18 protein-coding genes and 2 pseudogenes are annotated in these 19,780 nt (G+C 34.3%); 19 read left to right on the top strand and 1 reads right to left on the bottom strand.

The annotated features are described in order from the left end of the window. Nucleotides 1-28 precede the first annotated feature (28 nt). Complete coding sequence (bamA, locus tag CIGNP85_RS05135; protein WP_086287252.1) at nt 29-2,299, bottom strand: outer membrane protein assembly factor BamA; 2,271 nt, start codon at nt 2,297-2,299, stop codon at nt 29-31. 119 nt (nt 2,300-2,418) lie between these two features. Between bamA and CIGNP85_RS05130 the strand changes: the two genes are divergently transcribed. The 19 genes and pseudogenes from CIGNP85_RS05130 to CIGNP85_RS08675 form a co-directional block, all read left to right on the top strand. Continuing rightward, a complete protein-coding gene (locus CIGNP85_RS05130; protein WP_086287249.1) occupies nt 2,419-3,249 on the top strand; it encodes a prephenate dehydrogenase in 831 nt (276 codons plus the stop codon). Nucleotides 3,250-3,309: 60 nt separating this feature from the next. Continuing rightward, entirely contained in the window at nt 3,310-4,659 is a 1,350-nt protein-coding gene (locus CIGNP85_RS05125) for a M23 family metallopeptidase (protein WP_236845443.1), read from the top strand. 58 nt (nt 4,660-4,717) lie between these two features. After that, the gene (gene lpxC, locus CIGNP85_RS05120; protein ID WP_086287247.1) at nt 4,718-5,602 is read left to right on the top strand and encodes a UDP-3-O-acyl-N-acetylglucosamine deacetylase; all 885 of its coding nucleotides are present in this window, start codon (nt 4,718-4,720) and stop codon (nt 5,600-5,602) included. A gap of 44 nt (nt 5,603-5,646) precedes the next feature. Then, on the top strand, nt 5,647-6,045 hold the full coding sequence (locus CIGNP85_RS05115; RefSeq protein WP_236844772.1) for a glycoprotease: 399 nt from the start codon (nt 5,647-5,649) through the stop codon (nt 6,043-6,045). A gap of 9 nt (nt 6,046-6,054) precedes the next feature. Beyond that, nucleotides 6,055-6,936, top strand: coding sequence for a homoserine kinase (gene thrB, locus CIGNP85_RS05110; RefSeq protein ID WP_086240926.1), 882 nt, complete (start codon nt 6,055-6,057; stop codon nt 6,934-6,936). 25 nt (nt 6,937-6,961) lie between these two features. Next, on the top strand, nt 6,962-7,204 hold the full coding sequence (locus CIGNP85_RS05105) for a DUF448 domain-containing protein (RefSeq protein ID WP_086241504.1): 243 nt from the start codon (nt 6,962-6,964) through the stop codon (nt 7,202-7,204). Next, on the top strand, nt 7,191-9,740 hold the full coding sequence (infB, locus tag CIGNP85_RS05100; RefSeq protein ID WP_086287244.1) for a translation initiation factor IF-2: 2,550 nt from the start codon (nt 7,191-7,193) through the stop codon (nt 9,738-9,740). The genes CIGNP85_RS05105 and infB overlap by 14 nt, the downstream gene beginning before the upstream one ends. After that, nucleotides 9,737-10,105, top strand: a complete 369-nt coding sequence (rbfA, locus tag CIGNP85_RS05095; RefSeq protein ID WP_086287242.1) for a 30S ribosome-binding factor RbfA — start codon at nt 9,737-9,739, stop codon at nt 10,103-10,105. Before infB ends, rbfA begins: the two co-directional genes overlap by 4 nt. Then, nucleotides 10,102-10,527, top strand: a complete 426-nt coding sequence (gene rimP, locus CIGNP85_RS05090; protein ID WP_086287240.1) for a ribosome maturation factor RimP — start codon at nt 10,102-10,104, stop codon at nt 10,525-10,527. The genes rbfA and rimP overlap by 4 nt, the downstream gene beginning before the upstream one ends. 2 nt (nt 10,528-10,529) lie before the next feature. Continuing rightward, nucleotides 10,530-11,552, top strand: coding sequence for a bifunctional diaminohydroxyphosphoribosylaminopyrimidine deaminase/5-amino-6-(5-phosphoribosylamino)uracil reductase RibD (gene ribD, locus CIGNP85_RS05085; RefSeq protein WP_086287238.1), 1,023 nt, complete (start codon nt 10,530-10,532; stop codon nt 11,550-11,552). After that, complete coding sequence (locus tag CIGNP85_RS05080; protein ID WP_086225373.1) at nt 11,549-12,067, top strand: TIGR00730 family Rossman fold protein; 519 nt, start codon at nt 11,549-11,551, stop codon at nt 12,065-12,067. Before ribD ends, CIGNP85_RS05080 begins: the two co-directional genes overlap by 4 nt. Before the next feature lie 277 nt (nt 12,068-12,344). After that, the gene (mnmA, locus tag CIGNP85_RS05075) at nt 12,345-13,361 is read left to right on the top strand and encodes a tRNA 2-thiouridine(34) synthase MnmA (protein WP_086287236.1); all 1,017 of its coding nucleotides are present in this window, start codon (nt 12,345-12,347) and stop codon (nt 13,359-13,361) included. 201 nt (nt 13,362-13,562) lie between these two features. Beyond that, nucleotides 13,563-14,486, top strand: a complete 924-nt coding sequence (locus tag CIGNP85_RS05070) for a branched-chain amino acid transaminase (protein ID WP_086287234.1) — start codon at nt 13,563-13,565, stop codon at nt 14,484-14,486. Between the two features lie 10 nt (nt 14,487-14,496). Continuing rightward, on the top strand, nt 14,497-15,582 hold the full coding sequence (locus tag CIGNP85_RS05065; RefSeq protein ID WP_086287232.1) for an SPFH domain-containing protein: 1,086 nt from the start codon (nt 14,497-14,499) through the stop codon (nt 15,580-15,582). A 9-nt stretch (nt 15,583-15,591) separates the two neighbouring features. Next, the gene (gene hisIE / locus CIGNP85_RS05060) at nt 15,592-16,329 is read left to right on the top strand and encodes a bifunctional phosphoribosyl-AMP cyclohydrolase/phosphoribosyl-ATP diphosphatase HisIE (RefSeq protein WP_086233388.1); all 738 of its coding nucleotides are present in this window, start codon (nt 15,592-15,594) and stop codon (nt 16,327-16,329) included. Continuing rightward, nucleotides 16,319-16,843: a DUF2393 family protein gene (locus tag CIGNP85_RS05055; RefSeq protein ID WP_086241511.1), complete on the top strand. Its 525-nt coding sequence runs from the start codon at nt 16,319-16,321 to the stop codon at nt 16,841-16,843. Before hisIE ends, CIGNP85_RS05055 begins: the two co-directional genes overlap by 11 nt. Continuing rightward, nucleotides 16,843-17,376, top strand: coding sequence for a DUF2393 family protein (locus tag CIGNP85_RS05050; RefSeq protein ID WP_086228270.1), 534 nt, complete (start codon nt 16,843-16,845; stop codon nt 17,374-17,376). Before CIGNP85_RS05055 ends, CIGNP85_RS05050 begins: the two co-directional genes overlap by 1 nt. A 130-nt stretch (nt 17,377-17,506) precedes the next feature. Further along, nucleotides 17,507-18,112 (top strand): annotated as a pseudogene (locus tag CIGNP85_RS08680) (PDC sensor domain-containing protein); the annotation flags it as partial. A 441-nt stretch (nt 18,113-18,553) separates the two neighbouring features. Beyond that, nucleotides 18,554-19,567, top strand: a pseudogene (locus tag CIGNP85_RS08675) (methyl-accepting chemotaxis protein); the annotation flags it as partial. Nucleotides 19,568-19,780 lie beyond the last annotated feature (213 nt).

Below are 19,780 nucleotides of genomic sequence, written 5' to 3'. Positions count from 1 at the left end.
TGATAGGTGTCAAATTCAACCAAATACCTTAAAATCTTCTACCAATTGTAAATTCAAAGCTGCTTGTGTCATCGCCTTTTTTATCATCGATAGCTTGAGCGTAGAATAGTTGAAGTGGTCCAATAGGAGTAATCCACTCAATACCAGCTCCAGCACTAGAACGCTTAATCTCATTAATATCACTATGACCAATCATACCATAATCATAGAAAATCACTCCACGCATTTTAAGGCGATTAATGATTGGAAAGCTTAGTTCAAATGAGTTATTGAAGCTGATTTTACCGCCAGTTTCAATAATTTCACAGCCATTTATTACAGTGCCATTGCTATTTTTAGGATTGCAGATTTTTTTCTTTGGTGTAACTGATCTGCTATCATAACCTCTAATTGAGTTAATTCCACCTAAAAATAGCTTTTCATTAATAGGCAATTTTGAGCTATCATCATTATAAATATATCCAAATCCAGATTTATATCGTAAAATTAAATCCATATCTATATAGTCTTGTAAACCTTGATAAATATTAAATGTAGTTCGGTTTTTGATAAACTCCATATCGCCTCCAAGGCCAGCATACTCTAGGCTAGTTGATGCAATGATACCACTTCGTGGAACATAGTAATCATCGGTATTGTTAAATGATATACTAGGAGTTAATGCGCTTTTGATATTTACGCCATTTTGATATCCAGCATCTCTATAAAATGCATCTAGCCCCTCTATCTCGCTACGCTCAATTTGGTAGCTTAAATATGCGTTTATATATCTGCCTAACTGTCTTCCGCCTATAATATTAGCTCCATAGTTTTGCTCATCATACTCATCCCAGCTATAATCATTAGCAAACAGCCCCCCACCAAGACTATAAGCTGAGTCATTTATACGTGGATTGGTTAAATTTATATTTCCACTTAATGTATCATCGCTTTTATCAACCATAATGCTGCCTTTATATCCAGAGCCAAATACATTTGAGTCGCTTACTCCGGCATTTAATAGCAATCCATCGCTACTTCCATAGCCTATACCGCCTACAATACTACCAGTTGAGGTTTCTTTTACGGCTATTTCTAAGTCGATTTGGTCTTTATCTACACGTTTTTCGATTATCTGGACATCTTCAAAATATCCGCTTCTTTTTAATGCATTTTTAGAGTCTATAAGATCGGTTTTATTATATAAATTCCCTTCTGTTAAATATAGCTCACGCCTAATAATCCGGTCAGCCGTACGATCATTTCCGCTTATTATCACATCTCTTATATATACCTTTTCTTTAGGAATTACCTCATAGACTATATCAGCAGTATAATCGCTATTTTTTGTAATATTTGGATGAACTTTTACATAAGCAAAGCCCTTATTTGCTACTATATTTTCTAGAGTGCTAATGTCTAATTTCATCCATGATGAGTTTAATATATCACCCTTTTGCAGCTTAAAATCATCAATTATTTCAGCTGTATCAAGTTCTAAAAACTCAGGCGCTTTAATACTAATTTGATTAGCTTTATAAATTTCACCCTCACTGATATAATAGGTCAAATCAGCTTTGTAATTATCAAAATGAGCGTTTAAATTTGGTGCTGAGACGCTAGCGTCTAAGTAGCCTTTTTTTAGATATTCATCTTGAATTTTGGCACTATCACCTGGGAGTTCATAAATTTTAGCTTTGCCATCATTTAATCCCCACATCCATCCCATAAATTCTCTACTTTTATTTGCTACGGCTGGTTCGATATCTGAATAATCTAATGCTTTAGCTCCTACCAAATTTACATTTTCGATTATGATATTTTCACCTCTATTTACTGTTAGAGTTATATGAAGTGAGTTTTTATTCTCATTTATTGGTACAATATCGGTAGTTACAACAGTATCAAAATAACCTCTAGCTTCATAGAATTGACGAATTCTAATTTTGGTATTATTTAGTGCAAACTCATCATACATTTGACCTTTTTTGATATCTATTATTTGTTCAATGGATTTTTGATCATTTGTAACAACACCATTAATATCAATTTTAGCAATTACTGGCTTTTCGACCAAATTTACTATTATATTGCCTGCATTTTCTTCGATAGTAATATTTTCAAAATACCCTTGTTTGTATAAATTTATAATAGCACGATTAGCGATCTCATCACTAAAATTACTACCAACTTTTAGCCCGCTAATATCAGTTGCACTCTCATTAGAGAGATGTAAAAGACCGTTAAATGTAATACTCTGAATCTGAGTAGCCTCCAAAGCGGCTGCTACAATAAAGCTTGAAAGTACTGCTTTTTTCATAAAATTACCTAAAAATAAAATGGGTAAAATGGTATCATAAATATTTTTAACTTTTGATTAAGTAGCCTTTTGGACTAAATTTGATATAATCGCACGCTAAAAATTTCTAAGGAAACACTATGCATGTAGGGATTATTGGACTTGGGCTTATTGGCGGGTCTTTAGGTTTGGCACTAAAAGATATGAAGCTTATTGACAAGGTTAGTGGATATGATTTAGATAAAAATAATGAAAATGATGCGCTAAATTTAGGGCTTGTTGATGATATTATAAGCTTTGAAGAGATGAAAAAAAGCTGTGATATGATATTTTTAGCAATTCCAGTTGAAGCCATTATTAAGGTTATGCAAAACTTAAAAGATATCCCAAGCAATACTACAATTGTTGATCTTGGTTCAACAAAGGAGCAGATTTTACGCTCATGCCCAACTGAAATTAGGAGCAATTTTGTTGCAGCTCATCCTATGGCTGGAACAGAAAATTCAGGACCAAAGGCTGCTTTTAAAACTTTGTTAAATGGCGCTGTAGTAGTAATTTGTGATGATAAAAACGCTGGAGAATTTCATATTAAAAGAGTTGTTGAGATTTTAAGTCATGTTGGGATGAAGATTGTATTTATGGATTCAAAAAGTCACGACCATCATGTAGGAATTATCTCACATTTGCCACATGTAATTAGCTATAGTTTGGTAAATTCGACCTTAAAAGAGGAAGATAAACGAAATATTTTACTTTTAGCAGCTGGTAGCTTTAGTGGAATGGCAAGAATAGCAAAGTCTAATCCGCAAATGTGGAGTGATATTTTTAAACAAAATAAAGATAATCTTTTAGAAGCAATTACATCATTTAAAAATGAACTTGAAATTTGCGAAAATATGATAAAAAACGAGAAGTGGGATGAGTTAAAAGAGTGGATGGAGACTGCACGCGCTTTAAGAGAGATACTTTAATACTATTTATTGAATTTATTTAGATAGAATTTTGCGATTTAAATTTAGTAAAGGATAGTTGTGAGAGGTTCAAAGGTTAAAACTTTTATATTTGCATTGATTTTTATCGGACTTATTTTTGGTGTTGTTGGAGTATTAAACTCAAATTCAATGGATTCAGAACCACCAAAAATATCTATAAATAGTGAAATTTACTGGAATCAAAAGACTCCAATTGATCTAAATATTAGTGATAATGGTACACTACAATCATTTAAAGTTACATTAGTAGATGGACAAAGCGCTCATATTATAATGGATGAAAAATTTAATGAACCACAAAATCAAGCACAGATAAATTTAAAATTTCCAAAAAGTCTAATTTTAGATAAAAATCGTGCATATGAGCTATTAATAGAAGCAAAGGATTCTAGTTTTTTAGGTGGAAATGTAGCTAGTAAAAAGGTAAATTTGATAATTGATAGTAAAAATCCTCAAATTCAACTCATAAACCAATCATATAAAATTACTAAAGGTGGCTCAGCTGTTGTAGTTTTTAAAGCAGTTGATGAGAATTTACAAAGTGTTTATATCCAAAACGGAGATCGAATTTTTAAACCAACTAAATTTGTAAAAGATGGTTACTGGGCTTCTTTGCTCGCATGGGATTTACAAAGCCCAAATTTTAAAGCTAGAATTGTGGCTGTAGATAAAGCCGGTAATAAGAGTTTCTCAAGTATTGGCTACTATTTGCAAGATCGTAAATATAAAGAGTCTAGAATTGCTTTGAGTGATAGATTTTTAGATGGTAAAATTGATGAGCTAGCCAACCAATATGCTCAAAATTATCCAGAGCTTGATAGACTTGCAAAGTTTAAATTTGTAAATGAAACTCTAAGGGATTCAAACGAAGATATGATTCATAAGATAACTTCAGCAGTGCCAGAGGAGATTATAGATAGCTTTTATATTGAACCATTCTATCCGCTTAGAAATGGTGCAGCAGTAGCAAGTTTTGGAGATCATAGATTTTATACCTATAATGGAGAAGATGTAAGTCAAAGCTGGCATATGGGGCTAGATCTTGCTAGTACAGCTATGGCATCAATTGATACGCAAAATGCAGCTTTTGTGGCATATAATGATTTAAATGGAATTTATGGTGAGAATATTATTTTATATCATGGATTTGGACTTTATACACTTTATGGGCATTGTAATGGTACTTTGGTTAAACCTGGTGAGCATATTGGAGTTAAGCATATAATTGGTAAAACTGGCACTAGTGGATTAGCGCTTGGCGATCATTTGCACTTTGGGGTGTTAATTCAAGGCGTTGAGGTTAGGCCTGAGGAGTGGATGGATAGAAAATGGATGAAAGATAATATCTATGATATTTTAAATTCAGCCAAAAAAGCTATAAAAGGCTGAAATTTTAAGATTTTTTAATCCTTTTAGGATTATAATTTGCAAAATTTTAAGGAATATTGTGAAACAAAGAACTATAGGAAAACGAGTAGAAGGAGTCGGAATTGGTCTTCACAAAGGTGAGCCAATTAAGCTGATTTTAGAGCCTTTAGAAGCTGATAGCGGAGTAGTATTTTATAGAAGTGATATGGCTACAAGTTTTAAAGCTGAGTCAAGTAGTGTATTAAATACTCAGATGGCTACAGTAATTGGCAATGAAAAGGCTACAGTATCAACTATCGAACACCTAATGAGTGCGATAAATAGCTATGGAATTGATAATATCAGAGTTATTTTAGATGCAAATGAAGTACCAGTGATGGATGGAAGTGCTATTAGTTTTTGTATGATGCTTGATGAGGCTGGTATAGTCGAGCTAGAAGCTGATAAAAAAGTAATAGTAGTTAAACGAGAAGTAGAGGTAAGAGAGGGCGATAAATATGTCAAATTAACTCCATCAACTAATCCAAAATTTAACTATACAATTAAATTTGAAAATCCAGTAATTGGCTTACAAAGTTATACTTTTGAATTTAGTAAAGAAAATTTTATAAACCAAATAGCAAGGGCTAGGACTTTTGGATTTTTAAAAGATGTACAAAAACTAAATTCAATGGGCTTAGCACTGGGCGGAAGCTTAGATAATGCTGTAGTAATAGATGGTGGTAAAATATTAAATCCTGAGGGGTTAAGATTTGAAAATGAATTTGTCCGTCATAAAATTTTAGACGCAATTGGCGATATAAGCTTACTTGGAGCACCTATGATTGGAGATTATGAAGCTTTTGCTGGAAGTCATGATTTAAATCATAAATTAACTGTAGCACTATTAAGCGATGAGAAAAATTATGATATTATAACTCTAAGTGAAGCAACACAAAAAGAGTATGAAAAGGCATTTGCATAAAAAAGGTTGATATATTAGTAATTTGCCTTAGTTCACCTTTGCTTGTGGGTGTATATTTAGGTGGAAATTTAATTGAGCAGATTAAGAGCGATGAAAAAGCAAGCGAATCCTTAGGAGAGATTTTGGGTTTGCTAAGTGCTAAATTTGAGATTAGTAAAATTATTTATGCTAATGGGCCAGGAAGCTTTATGGGGCTAAAGGTTGCTTATTTGACACTTTGTACTTTTTGCGTGGCTCGTGGGTTGGAGTTTTATGGAGTTGATGGATTTGCTTTAAATGGGGCTAAGCCAATTAGAGCCAATAAAAATATGAGTTTTGTGCTAAAAAATGGGGCTATTAGTCTACAAAGAGTTGAACCGTATGAATTTGAGTTGCCAATAAGTTTAGATGGTTTGGAGTTGATAGCTGATGCATTGCCAAATTATGTTATAGATGCAGTTTAGGAGATTATAATGACAATATTTACACCAGCAACAAGTGCGAATTTGGGACCTGGATTTGACTCTTTGGGTCTAGCTTTAAAGCTTTATAATGAGGTTAGCATCACTGAACAAAAGATTAGCTCTATTAATATTATAGGTGAAGGAAGCGATAAAATTGCTTTGAAAAAAAATAATACATTTGTAAATATTTTTAATGAAACTATTGCCAGCTTAAATGGTAAGAGTTTAAATTATAAATTTAACTTTGTAAACAATATTCCCTTTTCAAGAGGATTAGGAAGCTCTAGTTCGGTTATAGTTGGGGCTATTGCGGCTGCTTATTATATTGCAGGATTTAAGGTTGAGCGTAGCGTAATTTTGAATAAAGCTTTACAGTATGAAAATCATCCTGATAATATTTCGCCAGCCGTTTGGGGTGGATTTACAGTAAATATTGTTAGTGGCGATTCAGTTTTTACTCAAAGAACAGATATTGATTCAAATTTAAAAGCTGTGGTTGTTATTCCAGATGAGCCGATGAATACCAAGCAAAGCCGTGGCAAACTTCCGGCAAACTATACAATGAGCGAGTGCGTAAGCAATCTTAGTCATGCTGCTTACTTAAGTAGCTGTTTTATTAAAAAAGATTATGATAATTTACGTCTTGCAAGTATTGATAAAATGCATGAAGAGTGCAGAATGAGTGCTTTACCAGAGCTTTTTAGGGTTAAAGAAGTAGCATATGCTAATGGTTCTTTAATGAGTACACTCTCAGGAAGCGGATCAAGCTTTTTGAATTTAACCTATGATGATAGAGCACAAGCTTTAGCGCAGGCTTTGCAGAGTGAGTTTAGTAAATTTAGAGTTGTAATTTTAGATATTGACAACGATGGATTTAATATAAAAAGCTAAAAATAAAGAAAACTAAGATATAATAGTGCGAAAATTTTATAAACCTATTAGAATGTGCGTGGTTTGCAAGAGTAGATTTTACCAAGATGAGCTTTATAAATTCCGATCAGTAAATGGTGAAATAGTATTAAATTTATGCAATGCTAGATCGTTTTATGTTTGTAAAATTTGCATAGAAAAAGATGCAAAAGAGCTAAGAAAACCACTTACAAAATTTGGAAAAAATAGTATAAATTTAAAGGAGATAATAGTCAATGGCAAAGATTAGAATTCACGAAATAGCAAAGGAGCTAGGCTCATCGTCTAAAAAAATTTTAGAGAAGGCAAAAGAGCTAGGCTTTGCGGTGACTACTGTCTCAAGCGCTGTAAGTCCAGAAGATGCTGCAAAGCTTTATGATTATGTCCAATCTGGTATAATCCCAGAGGCTAAATCGGCTAAAAAGCCAGCAGTTAAACAGCCGCTAAAAGATGAGTCAAAACCAACTATAAAAGATGAGTCACTCAAAACTCAGCTAGCACCTGAATCAGTAAAAGTAGTAGCTGTAGAGTCAAAACAGCAGCCAGAATCCAACCAAAAAGATGAATCAAAACCTGAGAGTCTAGCAAATTCAAGTATAAATAAAAGGCGTGGCTTAGTAATTGTTAAAAAGAAAAAAGACGAACAGCCAAAAGTAGAAAAATCTAGTAGTCCAACAATGATAAATAATAAAGCACTTGAATCTATGTTTGGTAGTGGTGAGGAGAGTTTTAAAAAGAAGAAAAAAGATAAAAAACAATTTCAAGCCACTAAAAAAGAGAGTTCATCAAAGCTTGATTTAATGGGTCTTAGTGAATTTGGTGACGATATTGTAATCGATGATGAAGATGTTGTAGTGCTACCAGACCTCACAGTAAAACCGATTGAAACTGAAAGGGTTCAAACTACTAAAAAACCTCTAAATATCTATAAACCTGCGCAAAATAATGGATTTAACTTTGAAGGCGGAATTCAAAGAAGTAGCCGCAAAAAGCATAAAAAAGTGATCAAAGATAATCAAAATGAGAGCGTTGTAAGTGTAGATATACCAAAAGAGATTAGAGTATATGAATTTGCTGACAAAATCAAAAAATCCCCAAGTGAGATTATTGGTAAGCTTTTTATGCTTGGCAAGATGACTACCAAAAATGACTTCTTAGAAGAAGATGAGATTGAAATTTTAGGTGCTGAGTTTGGTATTGAGATTAATATTGTAGATACTCAAGAGGAATTTGACTATGTCAAAGCTTATGAGGGCGAAGATGACCAACACTCCGAGCCTAGAGCGCCTGTAGTTACGATAATGGGGCATGTCGATCATGGTAAGACAAGCTTATTAGATTATATTCAAAACTCTAGAGTAGCAAGCGGTGAAGCCGGTGGTATCACTCAACATGTTGGCGCATATATGGTAGAAAAAAATGGTAAAAATATCACATTTATCGATACGCCAGGGCATGAGGCCTTCACTGCTATGAGAGCTAGGGGAGCTAGTGTTACTGATATTGTTATTATCGTAGTGGCTGCTGATGATGGTGTCAAACCTCAAACCAAGGAGGCGATAGCACACGCTAAGGCAGCGGGCGTGCCAATTATTATAGCGATAAACAAAATGGATAAAGAGAGTGCTAATCCTGATTTGGTCAAAAGTGGTTTAGCTGAATTAGATATCATGCCTACAGAGTGGGGTGGGTCTTATGAGTTTGTCCCAGTATCAGCAAAAACGGGGATGGGGATAGAAGATTTATTAGAAATAGTGCTTTTACAAGCTGAAATTTTAGAGCTAAAAGCCAATCCAAATAGAGAGGCCAAAGCTACAATTATAGAGAGTTCATTACAAAAAGGCCGTGGCCCAGTAGCTACTATAATAGTAGAAAACGGCACATTAAAAGTAGGCGATACCATAGTTGCGGGTGTGGCGTATGGTAAAGTAAGGGCTTTAAGCGATGATAAGGGTCGAAGCTTAAAGGCTATTAAACCAGGAGAGTGTGGGGTATTAATAGGTCTAAGCGAAGTGCCTGAAGCTGGTGAGACTTTAATTAGCGTAAAAAGCGATAAAGAAGCCCGTGAATACGCACAGAAAAAATATGAGTATCTACGCCAAAAAGAGTTAAGCAAATCTACAAAAGTTACAATAGATGAGTTAAGTGCCAAAATAGCAGAAGGCGAGTTGAAAAACCTACCTGTAATAATCAAAGCCGATGTCCAAGGCTCATTAGAGGCTATTAAAGCTAGTCTTGAGAAGCTTAGAAATGATGAGATTAAAGTTAGCATTATCCACTCTGGTGTAGGCGGTATCACTCAAAGTGATATATCATTAGCTAGTGCTAGTCAAAATTGCGTGATATTAGGATTTAATATCAGACCAACTGGTGATATCAAAGAAAAAGCCAAAGAAAAAGCTGTCGAGATCAAAACCTATAATGTAATTTACAATCTTTTAGATGATGTTAAGGCTCTATTAAGTGGCCTTATGAGCCCAGTTATCACTGAAGAGGATCTTGGTCAAGCAGTAATTAGACAAGTTATAAATGTGCCAAAAGTCGGTCAAATCGCTGGTTGTATGGTGACTGAAGGTATCATTAGCAGGGGTGCGAAAATTCGTGTTATCCGTGATGGTGTGGTGGTATTTGAAGGCAATATCAGCTCACTTAAACGCTTTAAAGATGATGCCAAAGAGGTAGCAAAAGGCTATGAGTGTGGCGTAGGGATTGAAGGCTATAATGATATGAGAGAGGGCGATTATATTGAGAGTTATAAAGAAGTAGAGAATAAGGCCGAGATATGAACCCTGCTGAGTTAAAAAGACTTCGCACCCAAAGTGTATTAAAAGAGCTAATCCCAGAAGCCCTAAGCACTCTTGAAGATGAGTATTTAAAGGGACTTTGTGTTACTGATGTTGAGTGTAAAAAGGGCAGATATGATGCCTTTGTATATCTAGATAAGATGAATTTTGATGAGAAAGAACAAGCCTATATATTATCTCATCTTAAAAAGATTAGTCGCCATATCCAAAATCATTGTATGGCAGCCGAAGGGTGGTATAGGGCTCCAAATTTTCATTTTATCTTTGATGATAGGTTAAAGTATCAAAATCATATAGATGCTCTATTTGCTAAAGTTGCTGATGAGTTACAAAAGGGTAAAAAGTGAATTTAGAAGAGTTAGAAAAGTTATTAAATGATTGTGGCGTGGCTCTGTATGATACAGAGATAGCTAACGAAAATGGCCGCCAAATTTATAGAGTTTATATAACCAAAAGTGGCGGTGTGAGCTTGGATGATTGCGAGATTGTTAGTAAGCTTTTATCGCCTATTTATGATGTTATGCCGCCAGTTAGTGGGGATTGGGTTTTAGAAGTTTCTAGTCCAGGACTTGAGAGAAAACTAAGCAAGATAGATCACTTTGCCAAAAGCATTGGCGAAATGGCGAAGGTAGCTCTAAATGATAAGAGTCAAATAGTTGGCAAGATAACAAGTGTAAATGGCGATGATATATTGATTAATAGCGATGAAGGTAATGTAAGCGTAAATTTCAATGATATCAAAAAAGCCAAAACTTTCATCCAGTGGTAACTATGAGTGATGAGTTTTATCTATCTTTAGCTATTGATAAAGCGTGGGATTATCAGCTTTTGACCTATCCTAATCCTACAGTTGGGGCTGTGATTTTAGATGAAAATGGCAAGATTTTATCTATTTGTGCTCACCAAAAAGCCGGAGAAGCTCACGCTGAATTAAATGCGACAAAAGAGGCTTTAGAGAGCAAAGATAGTAGTTTAAAAAGCATATTTGCCGCCGCTAAAAATCCAAATGAGCTATATAATCTCATAATCCAAAATCACCGAAATTTGCTTAAAAACTCCACCTATTATGTGACGCTAGAGCCATGCGCTCATCAAGGCAAGACGCCACCTTGTGCGAGTTTGATTCTTGCTATGGATGCAAAGCGTGTAGTAATTGGCTCAAGAGATTTAGGTGAGCATGCCAAAGGCGGGGCTGAGTTTTTAGCTAAAAATGGTGTTGAGGTAAAGCTTGATGTGTGTAAGGCTAGGTGCGATGAACTACTAGAGCCATTTTTAAGGTGGCAAAGTGGGAATTTTATATTTTTTAAGATTGCTCTTAGCCAAAATGGGGTTGCAACTGGTGGAGTAATATCAAATTTAGCCAGTCGTACTCATACTCATCGTCTTAGAGCGCTTGCTGAACTGATGATAGTTGGCGGAGCTACAGTTTGCACAGATAGACCAACGCTAGATGCTAGGCTAATTAGTGGGCGTGCGCCAGATATTTTAATCTACTCATCTAAAACTGAATTTGATTTACAAATACCGCTTTTTAATATACCAAATCGTAAAGTTGAAATCTCAAATTCGATAGAACCGGCTTTTAAAAAGAGATTTGTTATGATTGAAGGTGGTGAAAATTTCTTAAGAAATTTAGATTCTAGAGTAGATTGGATTCTAATTTATCGCTCAAATGAATTCAAAAGTGCTAATAATATAAATTTAGATATGAAGGTTAAAATCTTACATAGAAGTATTTTTGGCGATGGAGAGCTTTTGTGGTGCAAGAGACTAGATTTAGGAATTAATGCATGAAATATGTAACTATTTTTGGCTCAGCCAGATTAGATGCTAGCAGTGAACATTACCAAAAAGCATATAAAATCGCAAAAGCTTTGGCGGCTACTGGATATGGGGTTATCACTGGCGGAGGTGGCGGCATTATGGAAGCAGCAAACCGTGGAGCATTTGAGGCTAGAGGGGATAGTATAGGGATAAATGTTATATTGCCAAATGAACAACAGCTCAATTCTTATTGCACCAAATCGCAGACATTAAATAGTTTAAGCGAGCGAAAAAACGCTTTAATAAAAGATAGTTTTGCTTTTATTATTTTTCCTGGTGGTTTTGGAACGCTTGATGAGGCTTTTGAGGTTATTACATTGGCGCAGGCAAGGCTTAGAGATCATAAGGTGATTTTTGTTCAAAGAGATTTTTGGGCGCCACTTTTTAACTTTTTAGATAATCTTGTGAATTTGGGTTTGGTTAATAAAAATAGCTATTATAGTGCTGATAATATAGATGAGATTATGGATATTTTACTTTTATAGCATAAATATCAAGCAGTGCTAGCTTATTGCTATATTATGTATGCTAAATGTCAATTTACTTAGATTATACAAGACAAATTTGGCTAAATGAGTTTTAAAAACTTGTATTTTTAAGATAAAATTATTAAGGTTTTGTATAAGATTAGATTTACTCAAACTAATTCTAAATTTATATAATATACTATTTAAATATATTATATAAATTTTTACTATCTCGTTTTATTATATTTAGAAATATTTTGTATAATCATCAAAAAATAGCAATAAAAGGATTATTTTGAAAGTATTAATAGCATTAAGCGGTGGTGTAGATAGCTCAATGAGTGCCAAATATTTACAAGATCAGGGTTATAGTGTAGTAGGTTGCTATATGAAGCTACACGGCAGAGAGGATTACCATAGACATAATATTGATAATGTCAAAAAAGTATGTGAGTTTTTAGGGATAGAGACTCATGTTTTAGATCTGCAAGAGACTTTTAAAAAAGAGGTTTATGATCTATTTGTTAATTCATACAAGGATGGAATTACTCCAAATCCATGCGCTCACTGTAATCGTTTGATTAAATTTGGTACACTTTGGGAATTTGCTAAGAGTCTAGGCTGTGATAAAATCGCAACTGGTCATTATGCTAGAATAGAAAATGGTTTAATAAAATCTGCTATTGATGAGACTAAAGATCAAAGTTATTTCTTGGCCAATCTTGACCCGCAAATTTTACCTTACATCATCTTTCCACTCGGAGATAAGCTCAAAGTCGATATAAAAGCCCAGGCTTCGCAAATACCACAGATTGCATCGTTGGCCTCACAAAAGGAAAGTAGTGAGATTTGTTTTGTTGAGACTACATATATTGATGTTTTAAAGCAGCACTATAATACCAATCTTCCAGGTATTGTTCGTAATTCAAATGGCGATGCTATCGGTACTCATGATGGCTATATGCATTATACAATTGGCAAGCGCAAAGGCTTTAAAATCAATGGTGCGCATGATCCTCATTATGTAACTAATATCAATGCTAGAGCTAATGAGATTACTGTAGGTAAAAAAGATGAATTAGAGTGCTATAAATTTAAAACACGTAATTTTAATAATTTTACTCAGTTGAGCGAATTTGAATCTTATGTAAAAATTAGATATCGTTCAAAGCCTATTTTATGTGTTGTTCGTGTAAGCAATGGAGTAGCAACTGTAGAACTAAAGAGCAATGCTGGAGCTGTTGCTAGTGGTCAGTTAGCTGTATTTTATGATGAAAATCAAAGGGTTTTAGCTAGCGGATTTATAGAATAAATTTGCTAGTCAATTTATTCTTTTGAGTTTAGATATTATTATATGTCTTGTGCTATAGTAATTGTTTAAATTTATACTATGCTAAATTTGCAAAAGCAAGGCTAAATTTATCATTTTTATCGCTTTTATATTAATTTTTATCGGTTTATTAATTAAATTTAGATAAAATATTGCCTAAAATTTTTTTATAAAGAGGTTACAATGGCACTACCAGAAGCAGAACATATATGGTATGATGGCAAATTAGTCAAATGGCACGAGGCTACAACTCATGTTTTAACTCACTCATTACATTACGGCAATGCTGTATTTGAAGGCGTTAGAGCTTATATGACACCAAAGGGTTTAGCTATTCTTTGCCTTGAAGCACATACAAAAAGGCTATTTGAATCTGCTAAGGCTTGTGGGATTAAAATTCCATTTACCGCTGAACAGATCAATCAAGCACACATTGACCTATTAAAAAGCAACACCTACACAGATAATGTCTATATTCGTCCACTTGTATTTTTAGGCTATGGTAAAATGGGTGTTAGTCATGTTGGATGCCCAGTAAATGTCGCTATTGCAGCGTGGCAGTGGGGTGCATATATGGGCGAAGAAGCTCTTCAAAATGGTATAAAAGTCAAAATCGCCTCTTGGATGAAGCCAGCACCATTTTCTATGATGGCAAAGGCCAAAGCAAGTGCTAATTACTTTAACTCTCAAATGGCAAATTTCGAAGCACACGAAGCAGGCTGCGATGAGGCTTTGCTGCTTGATCCGCAAGGATTTATAGCAGAGGGTAGCGGCGAGTGTTTCTTTATCGTAAAAGATGGAGTAATAATAACTCCACCAAATGACACTAGCTTAGAGAGTATTACTCAAAAAAATGTGATTCAAATAGCAAAAGATTTAGGCTATACAGTACTTCGCCAAAGAATTACTAGAGATGAAGCTTATAACGCTGATGAAGCATTTTTTACTGGAACAGCAGCAGAGGTTACGCCAATTAGTAGTATAGATAGTAGAATAATTGGTAGCGGCAAAAGAGGTCCAGTATCGCATGAGCTTCAAGGTGCGTATTTTGATATAGTAATGGGTAAAAATCCAAAATACGAACATCTACTTACTTATATTAATTAAAGGATAAGAATTGCCTGCAGATTTAAATGACTATTTTAATAAAAAAAATGGTAACTCAAATAACGATGAGAGGAAGCCAAATTTTAATTTTAAAAAGCCAAATGTACCAAATTTTAGCGGAGGTTTAGGTAAATTTAGTGGTATTATATATGCTTTAATTGCTATAATTGTTATCTTGGTGGTAGCTAAGCCATTTGTGGTTATTAACTCAGGTGAGGTAGGTATCAAATCTACTGCTGGTAAATTTGACCCAAATCCACTTCAACCAGGATTTCATTTTTTTATACCTTTTATTCAAGAGGTACGCATAGTTGATACTAAAGTTCGTCAGATTAATTACACCTCTACAGAGGGTAGAAATGAAGCAAATTTCCGTGGTAGCGGAATTGAAACTAAAGATACTATATCGGTTTTAGACTCTCGTGGACTTCCTGTTAGTATGGATATTACTGTTCAGTATCGCCTAAATCCACAAAATGCACCACAAACCATTGCTGCGTGGGGTTTTAGCTGGGAGAATAAAATTATAGACCCAGTAGTGAGAAATGTAGTGAGAAATGTAACAGGTAAATACACAGCCGAAGAGCTACCAGAGCGTAGAAATGATATTGCAGCAGCTATCGATATGGGTATTCGCTCTGATATTGATAAGCAACCAAATCAGCCAGTAGAATTAGCTAGTGTTCAGCTAAGAGAGATAATATTGCCACCAAAGGTAAAAGAGCAGATTGAAAGAGTTCAAATAGCAAAACAAGAGGCCGAAAGAACCAAATACGAAGTTGAGCGTGCAAATCAAGAAGCTCTTAAAAAAGCTGCTCTTGCTAAAGGTACAGCCGAAGCTGTAAAAATCGAAGCCCAAGGTAGAGCCGATGCTGTAAAAATAGAAGCTGATGCACAAGCCTACTCAAATTCACAAATCGCAAGAAGCTTGACAAATAATCTTTTAGAACTCAAACAGATCGAGACTCAAAAAGGGTTTAACGAAGCTTTAAAAACCAATCAAGATGCGAAAATTTTCTTAACTCCTGGTGGAGCTGTTCCAAATATCTGGGTAGATACCAAAGATAAACAAAAACAAACTTCAACACAAAATTAAGGATATTAGATGAGCGTGAGTGTAAATTGGGATAAGATTAATGGCATGCTCCCAGTAGTAGTCCAAGAGGCTACTACTAGTGAGGTCTTAATGCTTGCATATATGAATCAAGAAGCCTTTGAGCTTACTAAAAGTACTGGTCTAGCTCACTACTACTCACGCACTAAATCTAGAATTTGGAAAAAGGGCGAAGAGAGCGGTAACTTTCAAATTGTTAAATCCATTAGCCTTGATTGCGATAGTGATGCTTTGCTTTTAAAAATAGAACAAATAGGTGGTGTAGCGTGTCATACTGGAGAGAAATCTTGCTTTTTTAATCATTTAAATTTAGAACAAAACAGCAGGCCAAATTTAAATAAAGAGATAAAATATGATATCTTAGATCATCTTTATCATATTGCACTTAATAGAAAGCTAAATTCAAGTTCAAATTCATATATCGCTAAACTTTATACAAAATCTCCAGATAGTTATCTTAAAAAAATATCTGAAGAAGCGTGTGAATTTGCTCTTGCGATTAAAGATTTAGAGCGCTTTAAATTATATGCAAATATGAACAAAGAGAGTTTTGGTGAGCATAAACCAGGTCAGCCAAAATATGACGCTATTTACGAGGCAGCTGATGTGTTATTTCATATGATTGTTGCGTTAGCTGATTATGATATTCATCCAAATGCAGTACTAGAAGAGCTAAAACGCCGTGAAGGTATAAGCGGAATAGAAGAGAAGAAAGCCCGTGACAAATAGTATATTTTCTACCATTAAATTTTATGTAAGCAACTTTGGATTTTATGATTATGTCGCAGTTTCGTGGGTAATTTTGCTATTTTTGGCGCTATTTATTTTAGCCATTTATATGATGTTTAAGCGTCCATTTTTTGCTATAATTTTATTTTTGCTTAGCTTTGTAGGGCTAGGTGCTGGTATAAATTATTCACTTAAATTTATTGATGATGTAACACGCCCAAAAGATGTAAATATTGCCCCACTTCGTCAGTTATTTTACTCTGATGTTATGATAGCTGATGTAAATATAACCAATAAATCCAAACAACCATTTAAAAAGTGCCGAATAAAGCTAAGTTTTCACAATATCGGAAAAAGTAAATTTGAAAATTTAAAATTTAAATTTAACCCATTTCATACAGAGGTAATTATAACTGAGCAGATTGAACCTGGCAAAACTGGGGAAATCAAATTCGTTATGAAAGAATTTCGCCCACAAAACTATACCACCACACTAAGAACGGAGTGTTTTTAATGAGCTATTTTAATATATTTCATATAATAGTATTGATACTGATTTTATCGATGTTTGGCTTATTTACCTATTTAATAATCCTAAAAGAACACCGCACTAAACAAGCTATTAGTCTACTTATTGTTAATGTTGCTATTATGAGTTGTTTGGCTATGATTTCAATGATGCTAATTGATAAATATACCAAAGTTGCAGAGATTATCAATTTAGAGGGTAGGCGCACCTTAATCAATGAGACTATTAGTTATAGTGGTATTATTAAAAATGTTGGTTATGGTTATATTAATTCATGTACAATCAATATTGAATTAATCAATACTCCAGAAAAAGGATTAGAGGCTAGCAATTTTGAAAATCGTGGATTTTTTGATACTTATATTGGTAGTAATCATAGCCAAAAAGGTTCGCAAAAAGGTGAATTTTTAATACTCAAAGACCTTCCAAGCGGTGATCAAAGAGGCTTTAGCTTTACAATGCCATATCCTGCTCACTTTAAAAACCATACTACAAATTATACGCTAGATTGTAAATAATTTAAGTCAAATTTAAATTTGGCTTAAATATTTATATATAATTTTCTTATAATAATTAATCTGTCTATTTTAAGTTATTATAAATCTAATATGAGCTAAAATATATAATAAAAAATTTCAAAGGATAAATATGTTCAAAAATATGAAGCTATCAGTTAAACTTGCTTTTGCGGGTTTTGTATTTACTGCCTTGATAGTAGCTACCGTTGCTGGTATCGCCACATATCAAGCCATAAATAGAGTCGAGTCGAATTCTGCTGCCTTCATGGAAGCTGGTTCTTTATCACAAGCAAATTACATCGCTGCTGAATTTAACAAAATTTCCGATGCTTTAAATGCTTATAAAATAGCTATGGAATCATCATTAAATTCCGGTATAGCTATGCCTGTTGATATCATAACAAATATGTTAAGCGAAGCCATAAAAGATCAAAAAATAGCCGATGGGATATTTTTCTACACTACAGATGACAGCATATACGCCAAAAACCCAAATTCAAACGACCCACGATATACCCAAGCTGGCGATCTAGCCATATATGTCAATTATCACAACAGACTTGAGCGTATCGAAGATAACTTCAAAAGCAAAGATTACTACGCAAACGGCCTTAGCAAACCAAGATTAACCGAGCCTTTTAGCGATCATATAGAGGGTGAAAACATAACAATGGCTTCTATGACTTTCCCTGTGAAATACAAAGGCAAAACAATAGGTATAATCGGTGCTGATTTGGATTTAGAAACATATTTTATAGATAGATTAAAAGAGATTAAACTATACAAAAGCGATACAAGCTTCTTAGTCTCAAACAAAGGTATAATGGTAGCCAGTCCTAACCCACAAAATAGGGGATTATCTATCCAACAAGTAAATCCAAATCTAGCTCAACTACTACCAGTTTTAAATAACAAAGAAATTGATTACGCTACAGTAGCAGCTATGAGCAAAAGTATACAAGAACACGCTCACTTCAACCTATCCAGAGTAAATATGCATAATATGGATGAGAATTGGGGTCTTGCTACACTAGTTCCTACTAGAGAGATTTTCGCTGAAATCTCATCAGCTAGAAATAGCTTAATAATTGTAGGCATAATAGTCGCTATAATCGGTGGATTTTTCCTATTCTTCGCTACAAAAATGCTAATTACTAGAATAGAAAATATCAGAGCTTTACTATCAGATTTCTTCGATTTCTTAAACCACAAAAGAGCCGACGCTCGCCTAGCAGTAATTACCAATAACGATGAAATCAGCCAAATGGCTAAGGCTATCAACGATAATATCGTAATCGTAAAATCAAATTTAGACAAAGACTCAAAAGCCGTTGAAGAGTCTCTAAAAAGAGCTAGCGAAGTAGAAAACGGAAATCTAACTGCTAGAATCACTCTAAACCCAGCTTCACCAGAGCTATTAAAACTTAAAAATGTCCTAAACAAAATGCTAGATGTCTTAGAACAAAAAGTAGGTAGCGATATTAACGCTATCCAAAGTGTATTTGATAAATTCAAACAACTAGATTTCACGGTAAGAATAGACAATCCAAAAGGCGAAGTTGAGATAGTCACTAATCTACTAGGCGATGAAGTTACTAAAATGCTAAAAGCAAATCTAGAACAAGCAAACAACCTACAAAATAAAGCCGATGAGCTAAAAGGCTTTGTCGCATCATTAAACGAAGGCGCCAAATCCCAAAGCGAATCCCTACAAGAGAGCGCCGCTGCGGTTGAAGAGATGAGTAGCTCAATGAACTCTATAAATGATAGAGCTAGTGAAGTTATCAAACAAAGCGAAGATATCAAAAACATAATCACAATAATTAGAGATATCGCAGACCAAACAAATTTATTAGCCCTAAACGCAGCCATCGAAGCAGCTCGTGCAGGAGAGCATGGTAGGGGATTTGCCGTGGTGGCTGATGAGGTCAGAAAACTAGCTGAAAGAACTCAAAAATCCCTAGGCGAAATCGAAGCAAATGTAAATATCCTAAGCCAAAGCATAAATGAGATGAGCCAAAGTATCAGCGAGCAAACAACAGCTATAAACCAAATCAACGAAGCTATAGTAAATGTCGATGGTCTAACTAGACAAAACACACAAATCGCACAAAATAGCAATGTAGTAGCAAATGAAGTTGATATGATTGCAAATGCAATTGTGCAAGAGGTTAAGAAAAAGAAATTTTAAATTTAGCTTTTTATATTGTAACAACTCTTACTATTAAAAGTTATACTATTAAAGCTCCCACTCTATTGTGGGGCGCTCTCATTAAATCAACCACAATATATATTTTTATTCTAATCTCCCCACAACCCACAAATTTAATCACACCCCCATAATATTTTAATATCTCATCCAATCCAATCTAAATCCACTCTAAAAATTATAAAATCACTTAGC

It is taken from the genome of Campylobacter sp. P0085 (assembly GCF_002139495.1).
Taxonomy (GTDB): Bacteria; Campylobacterota; Campylobacteria; order Campylobacterales; family Campylobacteraceae; genus Campylobacter; species Campylobacter devanensis.
The sequence above is the reverse complement of the archived record's forward strand: the minus strand, read 5'-3'. Positions and strand labels throughout refer to the sequence as shown.

What these genes read in the sequence shown, in the direction of transcription:
- thrB (WP_086240926.1), top strand. Translation starts at nt 6,055, where the DNA reads ATGACAATATTTACACCAGCAACAAGTGCGAATTTGGGACCTGGATTT.
- hisIE (WP_086233388.1), top strand. Translation starts at nt 15,592, where the DNA reads ATGAGCGTGAGTGTAAATTGGGATAAGATTAATGGCATGCTCCCAGTA.
- infB (WP_086287244.1), top strand. Translation starts at nt 7,191, where the DNA reads ATGGCAAAGATTAGAATTCACGAAATAGCAAAGGAGCTAGGCTCATCG.
- CIGNP85_RS05050 (WP_086228270.1), top strand. Translation starts at nt 16,843, where the DNA reads ATGAGCTATTTTAATATATTTCATATAATAGTATTGATACTGATTTTA.
- ribD (WP_086287238.1), top strand. Translation starts at nt 10,530, where the DNA reads ATGAGTGATGAGTTTTATCTATCTTTAGCTATTGATAAAGCGTGGGAT.
- rbfA (WP_086287242.1), top strand. Translation starts at nt 9,737, where the DNA reads ATGAACCCTGCTGAGTTAAAAAGACTTCGCACCCAAAGTGTATTAAAA.
- CIGNP85_RS05130 (WP_086287249.1), top strand. Translation starts at nt 2,419, where the DNA reads ATGCATGTAGGGATTATTGGACTTGGGCTTATTGGCGGGTCTTTAGGT.
- CIGNP85_RS05070 (WP_086287234.1), top strand. Translation starts at nt 13,563, where the DNA reads ATGGCACTACCAGAAGCAGAACATATATGGTATGATGGCAAATTAGTC.
- bamA (WP_086287252.1), bottom strand. Translation starts at nt 2,299, where the DNA reads ATGAAAAAAGCAGTACTTTCAAGCTTTATTGTAGCAGCCGCTTTGGAG.
- CIGNP85_RS05080 (WP_086225373.1), top strand. Translation starts at nt 11,549, where the DNA reads ATGAAATATGTAACTATTTTTGGCTCAGCCAGATTAGATGCTAGCAGT.